This window comes from Streptomyces sp. NPDC037242, from assembly GCF_055604165.1.
In genome coordinates, this window is the sequence record NZ_JBVJUY010000003.1 from 68,251 (window position 1) to 85,022 (window position 16,772).

Consider the following 16,772-nt stretch of genomic DNA (forward strand, 5'->3'; position numbering starts at 1 on the left):
ATCGAACGGTAAGGCGAAACGGCCGCGGCGCGCCGGACTCCCGTTCGGATCGCCCGGTCACCGCGCCCCGAACGCACGGTGCGGCCCCGTCGCCGACGGGGCCGCACCACGGTCACGCGTTCGCGGGCCGAGGTTCAGCCCGCTTCCTTGACCTGCGCCGGCGTCGGGGCGGTCCCGCCCAGGTGGGCCGGCAGCCACCACGAGTCCTCGGCGCCCTTCGGCTGGGCCGGGTACGCGCGCTGCGCGGCGTCCAGCAGCTCCTGCACGCGCTCGCGCAGCCGGCGCGTGATGGCCCCGGCGTACTGGTCGGCGGGAGCGTCGATCGGCTCGCCCACCCGCATCGTCACCGGGATGTGGCTGCGCTTGAGGTTCTTCGGGCGGCCCTTGGTCCACAGCCGCTGGGTGCCCCACAGCGCCACCGGGATCAGCGGCACGCCGGCCTCCTGCGCCATGCGTGCGGCGCCCGACTTGAAGCTCTTGAGGGTGAAGGACTGCGAGATCGTCGCCTCCGGGAACACCCCGATGATCTCGCCGGCCCGCAGCGAGTCCAGGGCGTGCTGGTACGCCGTCTCGCCCTGCTTGCGGTCCACCGGGATGTGCTTCATCGCGCGCATCAGCGGGCCGGACACCCTGTGCCGGAACACCGACTCCTTCGCCATGAAGCGCACCAGGCGCTTCTGCGGCCGCGCCGTCAGGCCCGCGAAGATGAAGTCGAGGTAGCCGATGTGGTTCGACACCAGGACCGCTCCACCGGTCCGCGGGATGTTCTCGGTGCCCTTCATGTCGATACGGATGTCCAGCGCGCGGAACAGCCCGTGCGCGGCGCCGATCACAGGAGGGTAGACGAGCTCAGCCATGGTGGGGAGACTCCGCTTTCTGCCTGGGGAGGTGCTCCCGGCCGGAAGTTACGGCTGCGTAGGTTACGCGGCCATGGGGATCGTGCCCCATACGCGGGCTGCTGGCCAGCCCAGACGCCCGTGCTCGGCGAGATTCTCGTCACGCCGGGAATGCGGCGCACGTGCCGGGCGCTCGGTGGTGTGTACGAGCGTACGGCGATGATGTACCGATACGACGGCGGCAACGGGAGGCACGGGGTGCGCGGGGACGAGGGCGGCGGCCGGCTGGGCGCCGCGGAACTGGGCGAGGAGCCGGGGGAGCGCGCCAGCCTGGTGCAGTTCTCCAGTGCCTTCTGCCAGCCCTGCCGGGCCACGCGGCGGATCCTCGCCGAGGTCGCGGACATGGTCGAAGGCGTCGCGCACATCGAGGTCGACGCCGAGAAGAACCTGGATCTGGTGCGGGCCCTCGGCATCGAGAAGACCCCCACCGTGCTGGTCCTGGACGCCGGCGGCGGGATCGTCCGGCGAGCCGCCGGGATGCCGCGCAAGGCGGACGTGATCGCGGCCCTGGGCGCCGCGATATGACCGCCGCGCCGGTACGCGCGCCCGCACACAGCGTGACGCGCCCTACATCTGCCCGATGCGGCTTGACTGTGCACATGGGTGATCGCCAGGCTGGCGACATGCGGTATGAACTCCTGCTTTACGGACGGGGAACCCCCTCATGACGGCTCCGACGGTCCCGTCGCCCCGCTCGGGCGCAGGCCTGCCCGGTTCGCCCGAGCTGCTGCGCTCGGTGTTCCGCCGCCATGCCGCGGGAGTCGCCGTGATCACCGCCGCGGGCGCCGGCGGACCGGTGGGATTCACCGCGACCTCGCTCAACTCCGTCTCAGCCGACCCTCCGCTGCTGTCCTTCACGATCGGCACCGGGTCCTCCAGCTGGCCCGCGATACGCGACTCCGAGCACCTCGGCGTCCACATACTCGGTGAGGACCAGAGGGAGCTGGCCGGCCTGTTCGCCCGGAGCGGAGCCGACCGCTTCGGCCCGGCCACCGAGTGGGCTCCGGGGCCGCGCGGGGTTCCGGTGCTGGACGGTGTCCTGGCGTGGCTCGTGTGCCGCGTCGTGGCACGGGTGCCGGCCGGTGCGCACCGGGTGATCATCGCGGAGGCGGTTGCCGGGGACCCGGTGGGGGAAGGCCGACCCCTGCTGTACCACCAGGGACGCTTCAACGCGTTGCGCGACTGAATCGTCCCTGCTCGGGCGGGTTCGGGTGGCGTTGGCAAGGTCACAGTTCGCCGACCTTGCAACCCGGCTCCACCCACGCTGTACTGACGAGTAACATTCCCTTCGGAGCGCGGGCCGCCCCGACCGGGATCCGCCCAACATGGCGCCTATGCTGCCTGCACAAGGCGGTACCAGAAATGACGATGCGGTAGGAGAGCCGGCGTGAGCCTGAGGATCGTTGTCTGTGTGAAGTACGTGCCCGACGCCACTGGCGACCGGCAGTTCACCGAGGACTTGACCGTCAACCGTGACGACGTCGACGGCCTGCTGTCGGAGCTCGACGAGTACGCCGTCGAGCAGGCGCTGCAGATCGCCGACGAGGCCGACGACGCGGAGATCACCGTCCTGACGGTGGGCCCCGAGGACGCGAAGGACGCGCTGCGCAAGGCGCTGTCGATGGGTGCCGACAAGGCCATCCACGTCGAGGACGACGACCTGCACGGCTCCGACGTCATGGGCACCTCGCTGGTGCTCGCCAAGGCGATCGAGAAGGCCGGCTACGACCTGGTCATCACCGGCATGGCCTCGACCGACGGCACCATGGGTGTCCTCCCGGCGATCCTGGCCGAGCGCCTGGGCGTCCCGCAGGTCACCCTGCTGTCCGAGGTCAAGGTCGAGGACGGCACCGTCACCGGCCGCCGCGACGGCGACTCCGCGAGCGAGCAGCTGGAGGCCTCCCTCCCCGCGCTCGTCTCGGTGACGGACCAGTCGGGCGAGGCCCGCTACCCGTCCTTCAAGGGCATCATGGCCGCCAAGAAGAAGCCGGTGGAGTCCTGGGACCTGGAGGAGCTGGAGATCGAGGCCGACGAGGTCGGCCTGGAAGGCTCCTGGACCAAGGTCGACTCCGCGGCGCAGCGTCCGGCGCGCACCGCCGGCACGATCGTCAAGGACGAGGGCGAGGGCGGCAAGCAGCTGGCCGAGTTCCTGGCCGGCCAGAAGTTCATCTAAGAACTTCGGCCAACCCCTCAATCGCCCCCAGACACTTCGCAATCGCAGGAGAGCAGTCCCATGGCTGAAGTTCTCGTCTACGTCGACCACGTGGACGGCGCCGTCCGCAAGCCCACCCTCGAGCTGCTGACGCTGGCCCGCCGCATCGGCGAGCCCGTCGCCGTCGCCCTGGGTGCCGGCGCCGCCGACACCGCCCTCGTGCTCGCCGAGCACGGCGCGGTCAAGGTCCTCACCGCCGACGCCCCCGAGTTCGCCGAGTACCTCGTCGTACCGAAGGTGGACGCGCTCCAGGCCGCGTACGACGCCGTCTCCCCGGCCGCCGTGCTCGTCCCGTCCTCCGCCGAGGGCAAGGAGATCGCCGCGCGCCTCGCGGTCCGTATCGGCTCCGGCATCATCACCGACGCCATCGACCTGGAGGCGGGTGACGAGGGTCCGGTCGCGACGCAGTCCGCGTTCGCCGCGTCCTTCACCACCAAGTCCCGTGTCTCCAAGGGCACCCCGGTCATCACCGTGAAGCCGAACTCGGCCCCGGTCGAGGCCGCTCCGGCCGCCGGCGCCGTTGAGGCGCTCGCCGTCACCTTCGGCGCCCTGGCCACCGGCACCAAGGTCACCGCGCGCACCCCGCGCGAGTCGACCGGCCGCCCCGAGCTGACCGAGGCCGCGATCGTGGTCTCCGGCGGCCGCGGCGTCAACGGTGCCGAGAACTTCCACATCATCGAGGAGCTCGCGGACTCCCTCGGTGCCGCCGTCGGCGCCTCGCGCGCCGCCGTCGACGCCGGCTGGTACCCGCACTCCAACCAGGTCGGCCAGACCGGCAAGTCGGTCTCCCCGCAGCTGTACATCGCCTCCGGCATCTCGGGCGCGATCCAGCACCGGGCCGGCATGCAGACCTCGAAGACCATCGTGGCCATCAACAAGGACGCCGAGGCCCCGATCTTCGACCTCGTCGACTACGGCGTGGTCGGCGACCTCTTCGCAGTCGTCCCGCAGCTGACCGACGAGATCAAGGCGCGCAAGGGCTAATCGCCTGACCTGCGCAGATGCTGAGGCCCGGGGGGGGGGGGGGGGGGGCCCCCCCCCCCCCCCCCCCCCCTCTTTCCCCCCCCCCCCCCCCCCCCCCCCCCCCCCCCCCCCCCCCCCCCCCCCCCCCCCAACACCCCCCCCCCCCCCCCCCCCCCCCCCCCCCCCCGGCCCCTTCGCGTACTGTCGTCGGCTGGGCCGAACTCGTCGCCTACGCGGCCGCTAGCGTGCGGTGCGGGGCGATGATCTGGCCGTCCGGCAGCAGCTCGCCGGTGTCCTCGAAGAGCAGGACGCCGTTGCACAGCAGGCTCCAGCCCTGTTCCGGGTGGTTGGCCACGGGGTGCGCGGCCTCACGGTCGGCGGAGTCGGCAGACGGGCATGCTGGCTGGTGCTGGCACATGGATGGGTTCTTTCGCTGCGGTGTGGTCTGTGTGCTGCGGCTCGATGCGTTGTTCATGGCCGCCCCCCGTATCAACGTCTTGGTTTGGTCAGGGTCCCAGTGTTGCCCTACGGACTTCCGTCCGCAGGGATTTCCCGGCAGCTGTCCTCATAGATTGATGACGCATCACTCGTGCGGGCGGTTCAGGCCAACTGGCCTGTCATTTCGGGTGGTTCGAGCGTGGCCCGAGTGGGCTAGGCCGAATGGGCACTATCGGCCAGGGGCCGGATCAGGCGGCCGGCGCGGTCAGCGAGGGCGGCAGCTGCGACGCCGCCGGGGTGAGCCGGTGGGTCAGCACGGGCAGCAGCTCGGACACCGGGTGCGGCCGGTACGCGGCGATGCCCGGCGGGGCCGGTGCCAGCGGGACCAGCAGGTCCGCGGCCGCGGGCAGGCCGGCGGAGGCGTCGGCGCCCACCGCCCCGTGCAGCCACAGGGTCAGCATGTACAGCTCCGGTACGGACAGCAGCCGCGGCTGGTAACTCTTTCCCAGCGCCTCCGCCTGGCGCAGGGCGCGCTCGGTGGCCGTGACGTACGGGCCTTCGAAGAAGTGGGAGAAGACCCAGCCGTCCGGGGTGAGCCGGGTGTCGGCCGCCGCGACGTAGCGGTCCCCGCCGCGGATCAGGAACCGCCAGCCCGTCAGCCGGGTACGGGGCGGCCTGCCGCCGGCCGCCAACTGGGAGATGTTCAGCCGGTCCAGGACGTGTACCGGCAGGGCCAGTTCGGCGGTCGTCGGACCCTGGAGGGCGCGCAGGGCCGGAGTGTGCGCCTCGTGGACGGCCGTGGGGGACGCGAGTGCCGCGAGGACGCTGCGCAGGGCGGGCGCGGGAGCCGGAGGGACATGCAGCGGCATGGTGGGTCGCCTCTCACTTGGGAGACCTGTGGAACGGGGGAGGTGCGGACGGCGCTGTCGCATTCTGGGGCCAGAGGGGGGCTGAGGGGCAATGGCCGCGCGCCAACTCTCTGCCTCGTTTGCGGAGTTTATACGACATGTGTTCACACGGTGTTTCGGCTAGCTGTCCCGCCTATTGCCGACAAGGCGCTTACCGGTCCCGCTGTCATGGCTTTCATGCCGGTCGCGCGAGAACGTGCCGCGCTGACCTCGGAGGCTACCCGAACGGGGCTCGGCTGGAAAGCGCCTGTTATCCGGAAGGGGCAAAGTCGATGCGGAATTTGCGTATCGCGACTTGCCAGGTGAATGTGCCCGAGCGCCCGTCGGCCAAACCGGCGCGCGCTCCCCGCCACTCACGCCCCCCGGGCGTTATCGATCACACCGTCGGGGCATCATCGACCGTACGCGGGCCTAGGGGAGTGCAGGGCCAGGCCCACTCGAGGAGGGACGCTTCGATGGGGGAGAAGGTCGTGGCAGGCGGATTCGACCTGTCCGATCGGCAACGGTATCGGAGGAAGCTCCACGAGTGCTTGGAGGGACTGGAGCGGCTTCTGGCGGAGAAGAGGTTCGATCGCCCCAAGAACATGATGGGGCTGGAGATCGAGTTGAATCTCGCTGGTGCCGACGGTTTGCCGCGAATGGTTAATGCACAGGTTCTGGAGCGGATTGCCAGCCCCGATTTCCAGACCGAACTCGGAATGTTCAACCTGGAGGTGAACGTACTTCCGCACCGGCTCGGCGGCCGGGTATTCGACCAGCTCGCCGAGGAACTGAGTGCGGGACTCGGCTATGCCCACCGGCAGGCCGCCCTGATCGATGCCGGGGTGGTGATGATCGGTATTCTTCCGACGATCTCGCGCGAGGACCTGGTCACCGCCAACCTCTCGGCGGTCGACCGCTACTCGCTGCTGAACGAGCAGATCCTGATGATGCGCGGCGAGGACTTCACGCTGAACATCGACGGGGTCGAGCGGCTGACGTGGACCTCCGGGTCGATCGTGCCGGAGGCCGCTTGCACCTCCGTACAACTGCACTTGCAGGTGACGCCCGCCCGGTTCGCCGACGTGTGGAACGCCGCGCAGGCGGTGGCCGCCGTACAGATAGCCGTCGGCGCCAACTCGCCCTTCCTGTTCGGGCGCGAGCTGTGGCGGGAGTCGCGGCCGCCGCTGTTCACGCAGGCCACCGACACCCGGCCGCCCGAGCTCCAGGCGCAGGGGGTGCGGCCGCGCACCTGGTTCGGGGAGCGGTGGGTGGATTCGGCGTACGAGCTCTTCGCGGAGAACGTCCGCTACTTCCCGGCCCTGCTGCCGATCTGCGACGAGCAGGAGCCGCTGCGGGTGCTCGCGGAGGGCGGGGTGCCGAGCCTGCAGGAACTGGTCCTGCACAACGGCACCGTGTACCGGTGGAACCGGCCCGTGTACGGGGTCGCCGACGGGGTGCCGCACCTGCGGGTGGAGAACCGGGTGCTGCCGGCCGGGCCCACGGTGGCGGACGTCGTGGCCAACGCCGCCTTCTACTACGGGCTCGTACGCACCCTCGCGGACGAGCAGCGCCCGGTGTGGAGCCGGCTGCCCTTCGCGGAGGCGGAGGCCAACTTCGACGCCGCCTGCCGGTACGGGATCGATGCGCGGATCCGCTGGCCGCGCCGGGGCCGCGGCGGTGGCGGGGGGTTGGCGAGCGTGCCCGCCGTGCGGCTGGTGCTGGACGAGCTGCTGCCGATGGCCGCTGCCGGGCTGGACGCCTGGGGCATCGAGCCCGCCGACCGGGACCACTACCTCGGGATCATCGAGGAGCGGTGCCGGCGCCGGGCCAACGGGGCCACCTGGCAGGTGGAGACCTACCACCGGGCGCTCGCGGCCGGGCTGGAGCGGGACGCGGCGCTGGCGGCGACGACGCGCAGGTACAGCGAGCTGATGCACAAGGGTGAGCCCGTGCACACCTGGCCGGTGGGTCTCGCGGAGGAGGAGGTGAGCACCGCGGCGGCAGCCGGGCGCTGACCGCACGACCGGGTGACCGTGCGACCGTGCGACGAGGCAGTATGGGGTCGTCGGAACGGGACGGCGGGACGGGAGTCGGGCGTGCGCACGGAGCCGGAAGCGGTGGTCGGGGAGTCGCACCTGCGCGGGGACGGACGGGGCGTCCTGCGCTCCGAGACGCTGCTCGTGCTGGCGCTGTCGCTGGGCGCGAGCGGCGTATCGGCGCTGATCAGCTTCATCGGCTCGCTGACCAAGCCGGGCGGGCTCAAGGACCAGGCCGCCACGCTCAACGGCTCGTACGCCCCCGGGCGGCCCTGGCTGGACCTGGCCTGGCAGCTGTTCGGGATCGCGACCGCGCTGGTGCCCGTACTGCTGGTCGCGCACCTGCTGACCCGCGAGGGCGCGCCCGGCCTGCGGGTCCTCGGCTTCGACCGCACCCGGCCGTGGCCGGACCTGGGCCGGGGCGCGCTCGTCGCGGCCGGGATCGGGAGCGCGGGGCTGGCCTTCTACCTCGGGGCGCGGGCGACCGGCTTCAACCTGACGGTGGTGCCGGAGGCGCTGCCCGACGTGTGGTGGAAGTTCCCCGTACTGATCCTCTCCGCGCTGCAGAACTCCGTGGTCGAGGAGGTCATCGTGCTGGCGTACCTGCTGCGCCGGCTGGACCAGCTGGGCTGGTCGCCGATGGCCGCGCTGCTGGCCAGCTCCGCGCTGCGCGGCTCGTACCACCTCTACCAGGGCATCGGCGGCTTCATCGGCAACATGGCGATGGGCGTCGTCTTCGTGCTGGCCTACCGCCGGTGGGGCCGGGTCGGGCCGCTGGTCGTCGCGCACGCGCTGCTCGACATCGTGGCCTTCGGCGGGTACGCGCTGCTCGCGGGCAAGGTGGACTGGCTGCCCACGCCGTAGCTCAGGCAGTGGCCAGCAGCTCGCCGTCGATGACGGTGACGGCGTGGCCGGTCAGCAGCGTACGGTCGCCCGCGAGGCGCACCCTGACCAGGCCCTGGCGGGCTCCGCCCTGGAGGCCGACCAGGTCGTCGCGGCCCAGGCGCTGGGCCCAGAAGGGGGCCAGTGCGGTGTGGGCGCTGCCCGTGACCGGGTCCTCGTCGATGCCGAAGGCGGGGAAGAAGCCGCGGGAGACGAAGTCGTACCCGCGCGAGGGGTCCTCGGAGGCCGCGGTGACGATGATCCCTCGCCGGCCGTAGCCGCGCAGGGCGTTCAGGTCGGGCGAGAGCTCGCGTACGGACTGCTCGTCGGCCAGCTCGACGACCACGTCGCCGATGTGGGCCGAGGTGTCGTGCACCGACTTGACCGGTACGCCCAGGGCGTCCTCCACCTCGGGAACCGGCGGGACCGGCGTCAGTGAGGACGTCGGGAAGTCCATGGTGATCGCGCCGTCCGCGGCCGATTCGGTCGTGAGGATGCCGCAGCGCGCGGCGAAGCGGATCGGCCCGGTGAGGGGGCCGCCCGAAGCGGAGCCGTGTACGCCGAGGACGTGGGCGGTGGCGAGGGTGGCGTGTCCGCACATGTCGACCTCGCCGGCCGGGGTGAACCAGCGCAGCGCCCAGTCCGCGTCCCCGCCGGGCGGCAGTGGGTGGGCGAAGGCCGTCTCGGAGAGATTGACCTCGGCGGCGACCTGCTGGAGCCAGGTGTCGGAGGGGAACCCGTCGTCGAGGAGCAGGACTCCGGCGGGGTTTCCGCGGAACGGGCGGTCGGTGAAGGCGTCGACGATTCTGATGCGCATGTCATCGACCGTAGGCCGGTCCCGCGAGCGCGGCCAAGGCCAATCCGGGGTGACTGGACTGGTCGTCCGCAGGTCAGCAGCACGGCGGGTGTGTTCGTTGAAGAAGTTTCCGATATATCGTTGACGCATCGCGATGGGTCAACGATAGTTGAGGCATCGGAACACCGATGACACGAAGACGAATGACGAAAGGAGCGCAGTCATGCGTTCACACGGACACGAACACGGACGGGGCCACGGCCACTGCGGGCCGGAGCGTCGGGAGGAGTTCGCGGGGCGGCGTGCCGCCTTCGGGCCGTTCGGGCCGCCCTTCGGCGGCGGGCCCTTCGGCGGGCGGGGCGGGCGCGGCGGACCGCGCGGCCGGGCCCGGCGGGGGGATGTGCGCGCCTCGATCCTGGCGCTGCTCGCCGACCGGCCGATGCACGGCTACGAGATGATCCAGGAGATCGGCGAGCGCAGTGGCGGGGCCTGGAAGCCCAGCCCGGGGTCGGTCTACCCGACCCTGCAGCTGCTTGAGGACGAGGGGCTCATCACCAGCGAGAGCGAGGGCGGCAAGAAGCTGTTCACGCTCACCGACGCCGGCCGCACGGAGGCCGAGTCGGGCCCGGACGCCCCCTGGGCGGAGGCCGGGCGCGGCTTCGACTTCGAGGCGATGAACGAGATCCGGACGGCCGGCTTCGGTCTGATGGAGGCCTTCGGTCAGGTCTTCAAGACCGGCACCCCCGCGCAGCGGGAGAAGGCCCTCGCCGTCGTCAACGACGCCCGCAAGAAGCTCTACCTGATCCTGGCCGACGAGCACTGAGTCCGGCCGGACCCCCACCCGCCCACTGCGCGACAGCGCAGCAGCGCGCCCCGCGACTCCTCTCGCGGGGCGCGCTGTCGTACGCGATGACGTGCCGGGAGTCCGGGCCGGGGTCAGGCCACTAGGCCGGCGAGCTTGCGCAGCGACTCGTTCAGCGCGGCCGTCGCCGAGTCCTTGAGCTTGCCCGCCATCAGGGAGACGGCGGCCCCCGTGAACTCGCCGTCGATGCGGACCGTGGTGGCCCCGCCGTCCGGGACCAGGGTGTAGCGGGTCAGGACGGCCACGCCCATCGGGCCCTTGCCGGTGATGGCGAAGACGCGCTCGTCCTCCAGCTCCGAGACGGTCCACACGACCTCGGCCGGGAAACCCATCATCTTCATGTTCTCGGCGAAGCTGGACCCGACCGCGAGGGTCTCGGGACCGCCCTTGGGGAAGTTGGTGTGGGTCATGCTCCACTGGCCGTACGCGTCCCAGTCCGTCAGCTGGGCCCACAGCTTGGCGGCGGGCGCCTCGATGCGTGATTCCGCGGTGACTTCAGCCATGCGACCACCCCTTCTCGTCAGGTACGTGCGGCGGAAGGTAGTCCCGGCGGTCGGAACATTCAAGACTGACGACCTGTCAGATATCGAAGGCCCGGTCACGCCGGGTATCGGGTGCGTCTCAACAGGCGTCACGTACGTGTTGGTCCTGACGGGCCCTGTCATGATGTCCGGATGCAAGCGTCAGGGAAGAACGCCGGACTGGGCCTCGCCCTCATTTCGGCAGTCGCGTTCGGTGGTTCGGGGGTCGCGGCGAAGCCGCTGATCGAGGCGGGTCTGGACCCGCTGCACATGGTGTGGCTCAGGGTGGCCGGGGCGGCGCTCGTGCTGTCCCCGCTGGCCTGGCGCCACCGTGATCTCGTACGCCGCAAGCCGCTGCTGCTCGCCGGCTTCGGCCTCGTCGCGGTGGCCGGTGTGCAGGCCTTCTACTTCGCTTCCCTGTCCCGGATCCCGGTGGGCGTGGCGCTGCTGCTGGAGTACCTCGGCCCGTCGCTGCTGCTCGGGTGGATCCGCTTCGTGCAGCGCAAGCCGGTGACCCGGGCGGCCGCGGCCGGGGCGGCCCTGGCCGTCGTCGGCCTGGCCTGTGTGGTCGAGATCTGGTCCGGGCTGAGCCTGGACCCGCTCGGCGTGCTGCTCGGTGTCGCCGCGGCCTGCTGCCAGGCGTTCTACTTCGTCTTCGCCGACCAGGGCGCCGACGGGGACGACGCGCCCGACCCGCTGGGCGTGATCGCGTACGGAATGATCGTCGGCGCCGTGGTGATGACCGTGATCGCCCGACCCTGGCGGATCGACTGGCAGATCCTGGGCTCCGACGCTGCCGTCGGCGACCTGACCCTGCCGGCGCCCCTCCTGCTGGGCTGGGTGGTGCTGATCGCGACCGTGTTCGCGTACCTGACGGGCGTGGTGTCCGTCCGCAAGCTCTCGCCGCAGATCGCCGGCGTGGTGGCCTGCCTGGAGGCGGTCGTCGCGACCGTGCTGGCATGGGTGCTCCTCGGCGAGCACCTCTCCACCCCGCAGATCGTCGGCGGCGCGCTGGTGCTGGGCGGGGCCTTCGTCGCACAGACCTCCCGGCCGACCCCGCCGGGGGCGGCGGATCCGGCCGCACTGGACCGCGAGACGGCAAGGGCCTAGGCTGCCGATCATGCTTTCGACCGTGCTTCCGCCTCCCGCCGCCTAGCGCGGGCGGCCGCCTTTTTCGCAAGTGACCCGGCCCGGGTGTTCCCGGGCGGGTCCGCGCTGCCCGCGAAGTGATGACCGGCTTCCCCCGTCCTTCATTTCACGCATGCGCGGAGATCTCTCGTGTCGAACCATTCGCCCGCTTCCGGGCGCAACCTGCTGTACCTCGTCGTTGCCGGAGCTGCCTGGGGCACCGCCGGGGCGGCCGCCTCCCTGCTCTTCCTGGCCAGTGACCTCGGTCCGCTCGCACTGTCCTTCTGGCGGTGCGCGGGCGGGCTCGCGGTGCTGCTCGCCGTGCTCGCCGTACGCCGCCGGGGCGGCCGGGGTGCGCGGGCCGGCGCGGGCGGGCGGCCCTCGGTGCCGTCCCTGATCGGTACGGGGCTGCTGTTCACGCTCTTCCAGGCCGCGTACTTCGGGGCCGTGCGGGAGACCGGCCTGGCCGTGGGGACCGTGGTCACGCTCGGCGCCGGACCCGTACTGATCGCGCTCGGCGCGCGGCACTGGATGGGCGAGCGGCTCGGGAAGGGCGGCGTGGCCGCCGTCGCCGGGGCGCTGGCCGGGCTGGCCGTGCTCGTCCTGGGCGGCGGGGGCGGCGAGGTGCGGCCGCTCGGCGTCGGCTGGGCGCTGCTGTCGGCGGCCGGGTACGCGGCGATGACCCTGCGGGCCCGCGCGCTCGGGCGGCGCGGGGCCGGCGGCGATCCGCTGGTCACCACCGCCTGGTCGGTCGCGGTGGGCACGGTGAGCCTGCTGCCGCTCGCGGTGCTGGAGGGGGCGCTGCCGCACACCGGGCAGCCCGCGCGGGTGTTCTGGCTCCTGGTGTACGTGGCGATCGTGCCGACGGCGCTCGCGTACGCGCTCTACTTCACCGGGGCCGCGGCGGTGCGGGCCGCGACCGTGTCGGTGATCATGCTGATCGAGCCGGTCAGCGCGGCGGTGATCGCCGTCCTGCTGCTCGGGGAGCGGCTGACCGGCGCCGTGGTGCTGGGCACCGTACTGCTGCTGACGGCGGTGGGTGCGCTGATCGCGGCGGAGGCGCGGCGGCCCGCGGGCGGGCCGGTGGTCCGGCCCGCCCCGGTCGCTCAGAGCGCCGCGAGGTAGGCCGGTGCGGTGATGCCGGGGGCCAGGTCGGCGGAGGGAATCGGGGTCCCGTAGGCCGGTGCGACCGGGACCACGCCCGACCAGAAGGGCAGGCCCAGGTCCTCGGCATCGTCGTTCGGCCCGCCCGTACGCAGCTTCGCGGACACCTCGGTGAGGTCCAGGCGGATCACGGCGGTGGCGGCGAGCTCCTTGGCGTTGGTGGGCCGGCAGTCCGCGGAGCGGCCCGGTACGACGTGGTCGACCAGGGCGTCGAGCGCCAGCCGGCACTCCTCCTCGTCGGTGACCTGGTACGCGGTGCCGTGGACGACCACCGAGCGGTAGTTCAGCGAGTGGTGGAAGGCCGAGCGGGCCAGCACCAGGCCGTCGACGTGGGTCACCGTCACGCAGACGGGCAGGCCCGGGTCGGCCTTGCCGGCGGCGAGGAGCGGGCGCGAGCCGGTGGAGCCGTGGATGTAGAGGCTCTCGCCGACTCGGCCGAAGAGGGTCGGCAGGACCACCGGGGCGCCGTCGCGGACGAAGCCGAGGTGGCAGATGTAGGCCTGGTCGAGTATCGAGTGCACCGTCTCGCGGTCGTAGCGCGCGCGGTCCCGGGAGCGGCTGGGAACGGTGCGGTCGGTGGGGGCGTACCGGTCGCTCGGCTCCGGCGAGGGGGCCGACTCGGTCGTCTCCGTTGCGATCGTGGCGCTCATGGTGCGGACTCCATTGCACTAGTGCATAATGTGGTTTGTGCTAGGAGAGTATCGGATCACAGGACGGCGCGCATCCGAGATCGCGGCCAGTGTCGAGGCAGGCGTGGGCTCGGGTGCCCTGCCGCCGGGAGTCGTGCTGCCGCCGATGCGGGAGCTGGCCGGTGTGCTGGGGGTGAACCCGAACACCGTGGCCGCCGCGTACCGGTCGCTGCGCGAGCGAGGGGTCATCGAGACCGACGGGCGGCGCGGCAGCCGGGTGCGCGCCCGGCCGGCGAGCGCGCCCCGCGACGAGCTGCGCATCGCCGTGCCCGCGGGGGTGCGCGACATCGCGGCGGGCAATCCGGACGTACGGCTGCTGCCCGCACTGGACGCGGCGCTGGCGGGGGCGGCCCGGCGGTACGCGCAGGCGCCGACCCTCTACGGTGACGACCCCGTCGCCCCGGAGCTGGCGCGCCTGGCCCGGGCCGATCTGGACGCCGACGGGGTGCCCGCCGGGCCGGTGGCCGTGACCTCGGGCGCGCTCGACGGGATCGAGCGGGTGCTGGTCGCGCACCTGCGGCCCGGGGACGGGGTGGCGCTGGAGGACCCGGGCTGGGGCGGGGTGCTGGACCTGGTGCCGGCGCTGGGTCTGCGCGCGCTGCCGGTGGCGGTGGACGACGACGGGCCGGTGCCCGAAGCGGTGGCGCGGGCGCTGGAGGCGGGGGCGCGGGCGCTGATCGTGACGGCGCGGGCGCAGAACCCGACGGGCGCGGCGGTGAGCGGGGCCCGCGCGCAGGAGCTGCGGGCGCTGCTGGCCGGGTACCCGGAGGTGCTGGTCATCAGCGACGACCACGCCCACGGCATCGTGGACGTCCCGCTGCACGCCCTGGGCGGTGTGACCCGGCACTGGGCGGTGGTCCGCTCGACGGCGAAGGCGTACGGCCCGGACCTGCGGCTGGCGGTGCTGACCGGGGACGCGGTCACGCTGGACCGGCTGCGCGGTCGGCAGCGGCTGGGCGCGGGGTGGGTGAGCCGGCTGCTCCAGTACACGATGGTGGAACTGTGGAACTCCGGCGCCGTGGACCGGGTGGCGGTGGCGCGGTCCTACGCGCAGCGGCGGGACGGTCTGGTCGCGGCGCTGGCGGAGCAGGGCGTACGGGCGCACGGGCGCAGCGGCATGAACGTGTGGGTGCCGGTGGCCGACGAGACGGCCGTGGTGACGCGGATGATGGGCGCCGGCTGGGCGGTGGCCCCGGGCAGCCGCTTCCGGGTGGAGGCGGGCCCGGGGGTCCGTATGACGGTGTCCTCGCTGTCACCCGCGGAGGTGCCGGGCCTCGCCGCCGCCGTGGCGGCGGCGGTCCGCCCGGTGGGGGGCGGCCGCTTCGGCTGAGGCGGGGCTTGGCTAGTGCTTTCGTGCGGTGGGGCGGGCCTGTGTGAGGGCCGCTCCCACCAGGACGATCACTGCGCCGACCGGGGTGTTCCAGTGGAGCTGTTCGCCCAGCAGCAGGACGCCCGCCGTGGTCGCGATGACCGGGATGAAGTAGGTGACCATCTGGGCGGTCGTCGGGCCGACCTCCGAGACCAGGCCGTACTGCATCTGCAGCGCCATACCCGTGCCGAGGGCGCCCAGGGCGACGACCGACAGCGTCGGCCACAGCGGGAACGACGTCGGGGCGCTGGTGAACAGTGCGCTGACCGCGGCGAGTTGCAGCGTGGCGATCAGGAGCTGGGCTCCGGTCAGGGCGACCGGGGAGCCCGGCACGGACGCCAGGGTGCGGCGGACGTAGATCCAGCCGATCGGGTAGCAGAGGGAGGCCAGCAGGGCGAGCGCGGTGCCCTTGGCGTCGACTCCCGCGAAGCCCTGCCAGGCGCCGAGGACGGTGAGCACCCCGAGGAAGCCCAGGCCCAGACCGGCGAAGCGGCGGCGCGTCGGGCGGTCCTCGGACAGGGCCACCAGCGAGAGGGCCATGCCCCACAGCGGCGACGTGGCGTTGCAGATCCCCGCCAGGCTGGAGGGGATGCTCAGCTCGGCGTACGCGAAGAGGGAGAACGGGGCCGCGTTGAGCAGGAGCGCCGCGACGGTCAGGTGGGCCCAGGTGCGCCGGCCCCGGGGGAGCGGTTCGCGGCGGAGCAGCATGACCGTCAGCAGGGCGAGCGCGCCGAAGAAGACCCGGCCGAGGGCGACCTGGAAGGGCGCGTACGCCTCCGTACCCACCTTGATCAGCAGGAAGCTGAAGCCCCAGATCACCGAGAGGATCGCGAAGCGCACCCGCCAGTCCAGCCGGCCGGCGGTCCGGGGCGGTGCGGTCGTCGGCGGGGAGAGGAGGGTGGTGGGCCGGGGCGTGGCGGGTGCGCTCATGGTCCAACTCTCTAGGCTTCAACCTCGTAGGACAAGCGAGATTTCTTGACGCTGAAGACGTAGCATCACTTACATGTTGAACCTGGAGCGGCTCCGCACCCTCGACGCCCTCGCCCGCCACGGCTCGGTGAGCGGCGCGGCCGACGGGCTGCACGTCACCACCTCCGCCGTGTCCCAGCAGATGGCGAAGCTGGAGCGCGAGGTCGGCCAGCCGCTGCTGGCCAAGAACGGGCGCGGGGTCCGCCTCACCGACGCGGGGCGGCTGCTCGCCGATCACGCGGCGCGGATCATCTCCCAGGTGGAGCTCGCCCAGGCGGACGTCGAGGCCCAGCGCGGTTGCGCGGTGGGGGAACTGCGCATCGGCGCCTTCCCGACCGCCATGCGCGGGCTGCTGCCCGAGGTGCTGGCCTCGCTGCGCGTGGAACACCCCGAACTGCGGGCCCGGGTCAGGGAGCAGGAGCCCGAGGAGAGCATGGCCGCGGTCGTCCGAGGGGACCTCGACCTGGCTCTGGCCATCGACTGGCACAACAAGCGGATGCCGGTGCCGGCCGAGCTCACCCGCACCCATCTGCTCGACGACTCCGTCGACATCGCGGTGCCGGCCGGCCATGCGCTCGCCGGGCGCGGCGAGGTCTCCCTCGCCCAGTTCGCCGACGACGACTGGATCTCCTGGAACGAGGGGCAGTTCTGCCACGAGTGGCTGGTGTACACGCTGCGCGGCACCGGCGTCGAGCCCCGCATCGCGCACATCGCCGAGGAGCACCACACCCAACTGGCCTTCGTCGAGGCCGGGCTGGGCGTGTGCGTGACACCCCGTCTGGGGCGCGGGCCGGTGCCCCCGGGGGTCCGGCTGCTGCCGGTCGCCGACACCGTACGCCGCCATGTGTACGCCGTCTGGCGCGCGGACGCCGACCGGCGGCCCTCGATCCGGGCCGCCGTCGACTCCCTGCGGCAGGTGGCCGCGAGGAGGTGAGGCCGAGCCGGCCGCGGCGCCAG

At 72.5% G+C, this 16,772-nt stretch carries 18 protein-coding genes; 11 read left to right on the forward strand and 7 right to left on the reverse strand.

Annotated elements, in window-relative coordinates; all coding sequences use genetic code 11:
- Positions 1 to 134: 134 nt before the first annotated feature.
- Positions 135 to 857, reverse strand: coding sequence for a lysophospholipid acyltransferase family protein (locus ACZ7GJ_RS05675; RefSeq protein ID WP_470749774.1), 723 nt, complete (start codon positions 855 to 857; stop codon positions 135 to 137).
- 198 nt (positions 858 to 1,055) lie between these two features.
- On the opposite strand from ACZ7GJ_RS05675, the gene ACZ7GJ_RS05680 reads away from it, so the two are divergent.
- The 4 genes from ACZ7GJ_RS05680 (at position 1,056) to ACZ7GJ_RS05695 (ending at position 4,092) form a co-directional block, all read left to right on the forward strand.
- Positions 1,056 to 1,421, forward strand: coding sequence for a thioredoxin family protein (locus ACZ7GJ_RS05680; protein WP_470749776.1), 366 nt, complete (start codon positions 1,056 to 1,058; stop codon positions 1,419 to 1,421).
- Between the two features lie 139 nt (positions 1,422 to 1,560).
- A complete protein-coding gene (locus ACZ7GJ_RS05685; protein WP_470749777.1) occupies positions 1,561 to 2,082 on the forward strand; it encodes a flavin reductase family protein in 522 nt (173 codons plus the stop codon).
- 201 nt (positions 2,083 to 2,283) lie between these two features.
- On the forward strand, positions 2,284 to 3,069 hold the full coding sequence (locus tag ACZ7GJ_RS05690; RefSeq protein ID WP_365916375.1) for an electron transfer flavoprotein subunit beta/FixA family protein: 786 nt from the start codon (positions 2,284 to 2,286) through the stop codon (positions 3,067 to 3,069).
- Positions 3,070 to 3,129: 60 nt separating this feature from the next.
- Positions 3,130 to 4,092, forward strand: a complete 963-nt coding sequence (locus ACZ7GJ_RS05695; protein ID WP_470749779.1) for an electron transfer flavoprotein subunit alpha/FixB family protein — start codon at positions 3,130 to 3,132, stop codon at positions 4,090 to 4,092.
- 208 nt (positions 4,093 to 4,300) lie between these two features.
- On the opposite strand, the gene ACZ7GJ_RS05700 is transcribed toward ACZ7GJ_RS05695, so the two are convergent.
- The gene (locus ACZ7GJ_RS05700) at positions 4,301 to 4,489 is read right to left on the reverse strand and encodes a DUF5999 family protein (protein WP_365924335.1); all 189 of its coding nucleotides are present in this window, start codon (positions 4,487 to 4,489) and stop codon (positions 4,301 to 4,303) included.
- Positions 4,490 to 4,757: 268 nt separating this feature from the next.
- Entirely contained in the window at positions 4,758 to 5,378 is a 621-nt protein-coding gene (locus tag ACZ7GJ_RS05705) for a hypothetical protein (RefSeq protein WP_470749782.1), read from the reverse strand.
- A gap of 494 nt (positions 5,379 to 5,872) precedes the next feature.
- On the opposite strand from ACZ7GJ_RS05705, the gene ACZ7GJ_RS05710 reads away from it, so the two are divergent.
- The gene (locus ACZ7GJ_RS05710; protein WP_470749784.1) at positions 5,873 to 7,414 is read left to right on the forward strand and encodes a glutamate-cysteine ligase family protein; all 1,542 of its coding nucleotides are present in this window, start codon (positions 5,873 to 5,875) and stop codon (positions 7,412 to 7,414) included.
- 81 nt (positions 7,415 to 7,495) lie between these two features.
- Entirely contained in the window at positions 7,496 to 8,299 is an 804-nt protein-coding gene (locus ACZ7GJ_RS05715) for a CPBP family intramembrane glutamic endopeptidase (RefSeq protein WP_470749786.1), read from the forward strand.
- Between the two features lies 1 nt (position 8,300).
- On the opposite strand, the gene ACZ7GJ_RS05720 is transcribed toward ACZ7GJ_RS05715, so the two are convergent.
- A complete protein-coding gene (locus tag ACZ7GJ_RS05720; protein WP_470749788.1) occupies positions 8,301 to 9,134 on the reverse strand; it encodes a PhzF family phenazine biosynthesis protein in 834 nt (277 codons plus the stop codon).
- Between the two features lie 202 nt (positions 9,135 to 9,336).
- Between ACZ7GJ_RS05720 and ACZ7GJ_RS05725 the strand changes: the two genes are divergently transcribed.
- Positions 9,337 to 9,936 carry a PadR family transcriptional regulator gene (locus ACZ7GJ_RS05725; RefSeq protein ID WP_470749789.1) on the forward strand — a complete coding sequence of 200 codons (600 nt, stop codon included), beginning with the start codon at positions 9,337 to 9,339 and terminating at the stop codon, positions 9,934 to 9,936.
- Between the two features lie 113 nt (positions 9,937 to 10,049).
- On the opposite strand, the gene ACZ7GJ_RS05730 is transcribed toward ACZ7GJ_RS05725, so the two are convergent.
- A complete protein-coding gene (locus tag ACZ7GJ_RS05730; RefSeq protein WP_470749791.1) occupies positions 10,050 to 10,478 on the reverse strand; it encodes a type II toxin-antitoxin system Rv0910 family toxin in 429 nt (142 codons plus the stop codon).
- A 171-nt stretch (positions 10,479 to 10,649) separates the two neighbouring features.
- Between ACZ7GJ_RS05730 and ACZ7GJ_RS05735 the strand changes: the two genes are divergently transcribed.
- Both ACZ7GJ_RS05735 and ACZ7GJ_RS05740 read left to right on the forward strand, forming a co-directional pair.
- Positions 10,650 to 11,606 (forward strand): EamA family transporter, encoded by a 957-nt coding sequence (locus ACZ7GJ_RS05735; protein ID WP_470749793.1) that lies wholly within the window; start codon positions 10,650 to 10,652, stop codon positions 11,604 to 11,606.
- 168 nt (positions 11,607 to 11,774) lie between these two features.
- Positions 11,775 to 12,749 (forward strand): DMT family transporter, encoded by a 975-nt coding sequence (locus ACZ7GJ_RS05740; protein WP_470749795.1) that lies wholly within the window; start codon positions 11,775 to 11,777, stop codon positions 12,747 to 12,749.
- Here the strand turns inward: ACZ7GJ_RS05740 and ACZ7GJ_RS05745 are convergent.
- The gene (locus ACZ7GJ_RS05745) at positions 12,731 to 13,438 is read right to left on the reverse strand and encodes a pyridoxamine 5'-phosphate oxidase family protein (protein ID WP_470749797.1); all 708 of its coding nucleotides are present in this window, start codon (positions 13,436 to 13,438) and stop codon (positions 12,731 to 12,733) included. The genes ACZ7GJ_RS05740 and ACZ7GJ_RS05745 overlap by 19 nt on opposite strands.
- A gap of 28 nt (positions 13,439 to 13,466) precedes the next feature.
- Between ACZ7GJ_RS05745 and ACZ7GJ_RS05750 the strand changes: the two genes are divergently transcribed.
- Positions 13,467 to 14,807 (forward strand): aminotransferase class I/II-fold pyridoxal phosphate-dependent enzyme, encoded by a 1,341-nt coding sequence (locus ACZ7GJ_RS05750; protein WP_470749799.1) that lies wholly within the window; start codon positions 13,467 to 13,469, stop codon positions 14,805 to 14,807.
- Between the two features lie 12 nt (positions 14,808 to 14,819).
- On the opposite strand, the gene ACZ7GJ_RS05755 is transcribed toward ACZ7GJ_RS05750, so the two are convergent.
- Positions 14,820 to 15,776, reverse strand: a complete 957-nt coding sequence (locus ACZ7GJ_RS05755) for a DMT family transporter (RefSeq protein WP_470749801.1) — start codon at positions 15,774 to 15,776, stop codon at positions 14,820 to 14,822.
- Between the two features lie 73 nt (positions 15,777 to 15,849).
- Between ACZ7GJ_RS05755 and ACZ7GJ_RS05760 the strand changes: the two genes are divergently transcribed.
- The gene (locus tag ACZ7GJ_RS05760) at positions 15,850 to 16,749 is read left to right on the forward strand and encodes a LysR substrate-binding domain-containing protein (protein WP_470749803.1); all 900 of its coding nucleotides are present in this window, start codon (positions 15,850 to 15,852) and stop codon (positions 16,747 to 16,749) included.
- The last annotated feature ends 23 nt before the right edge of the window (positions 16,750 to 16,772 follow it).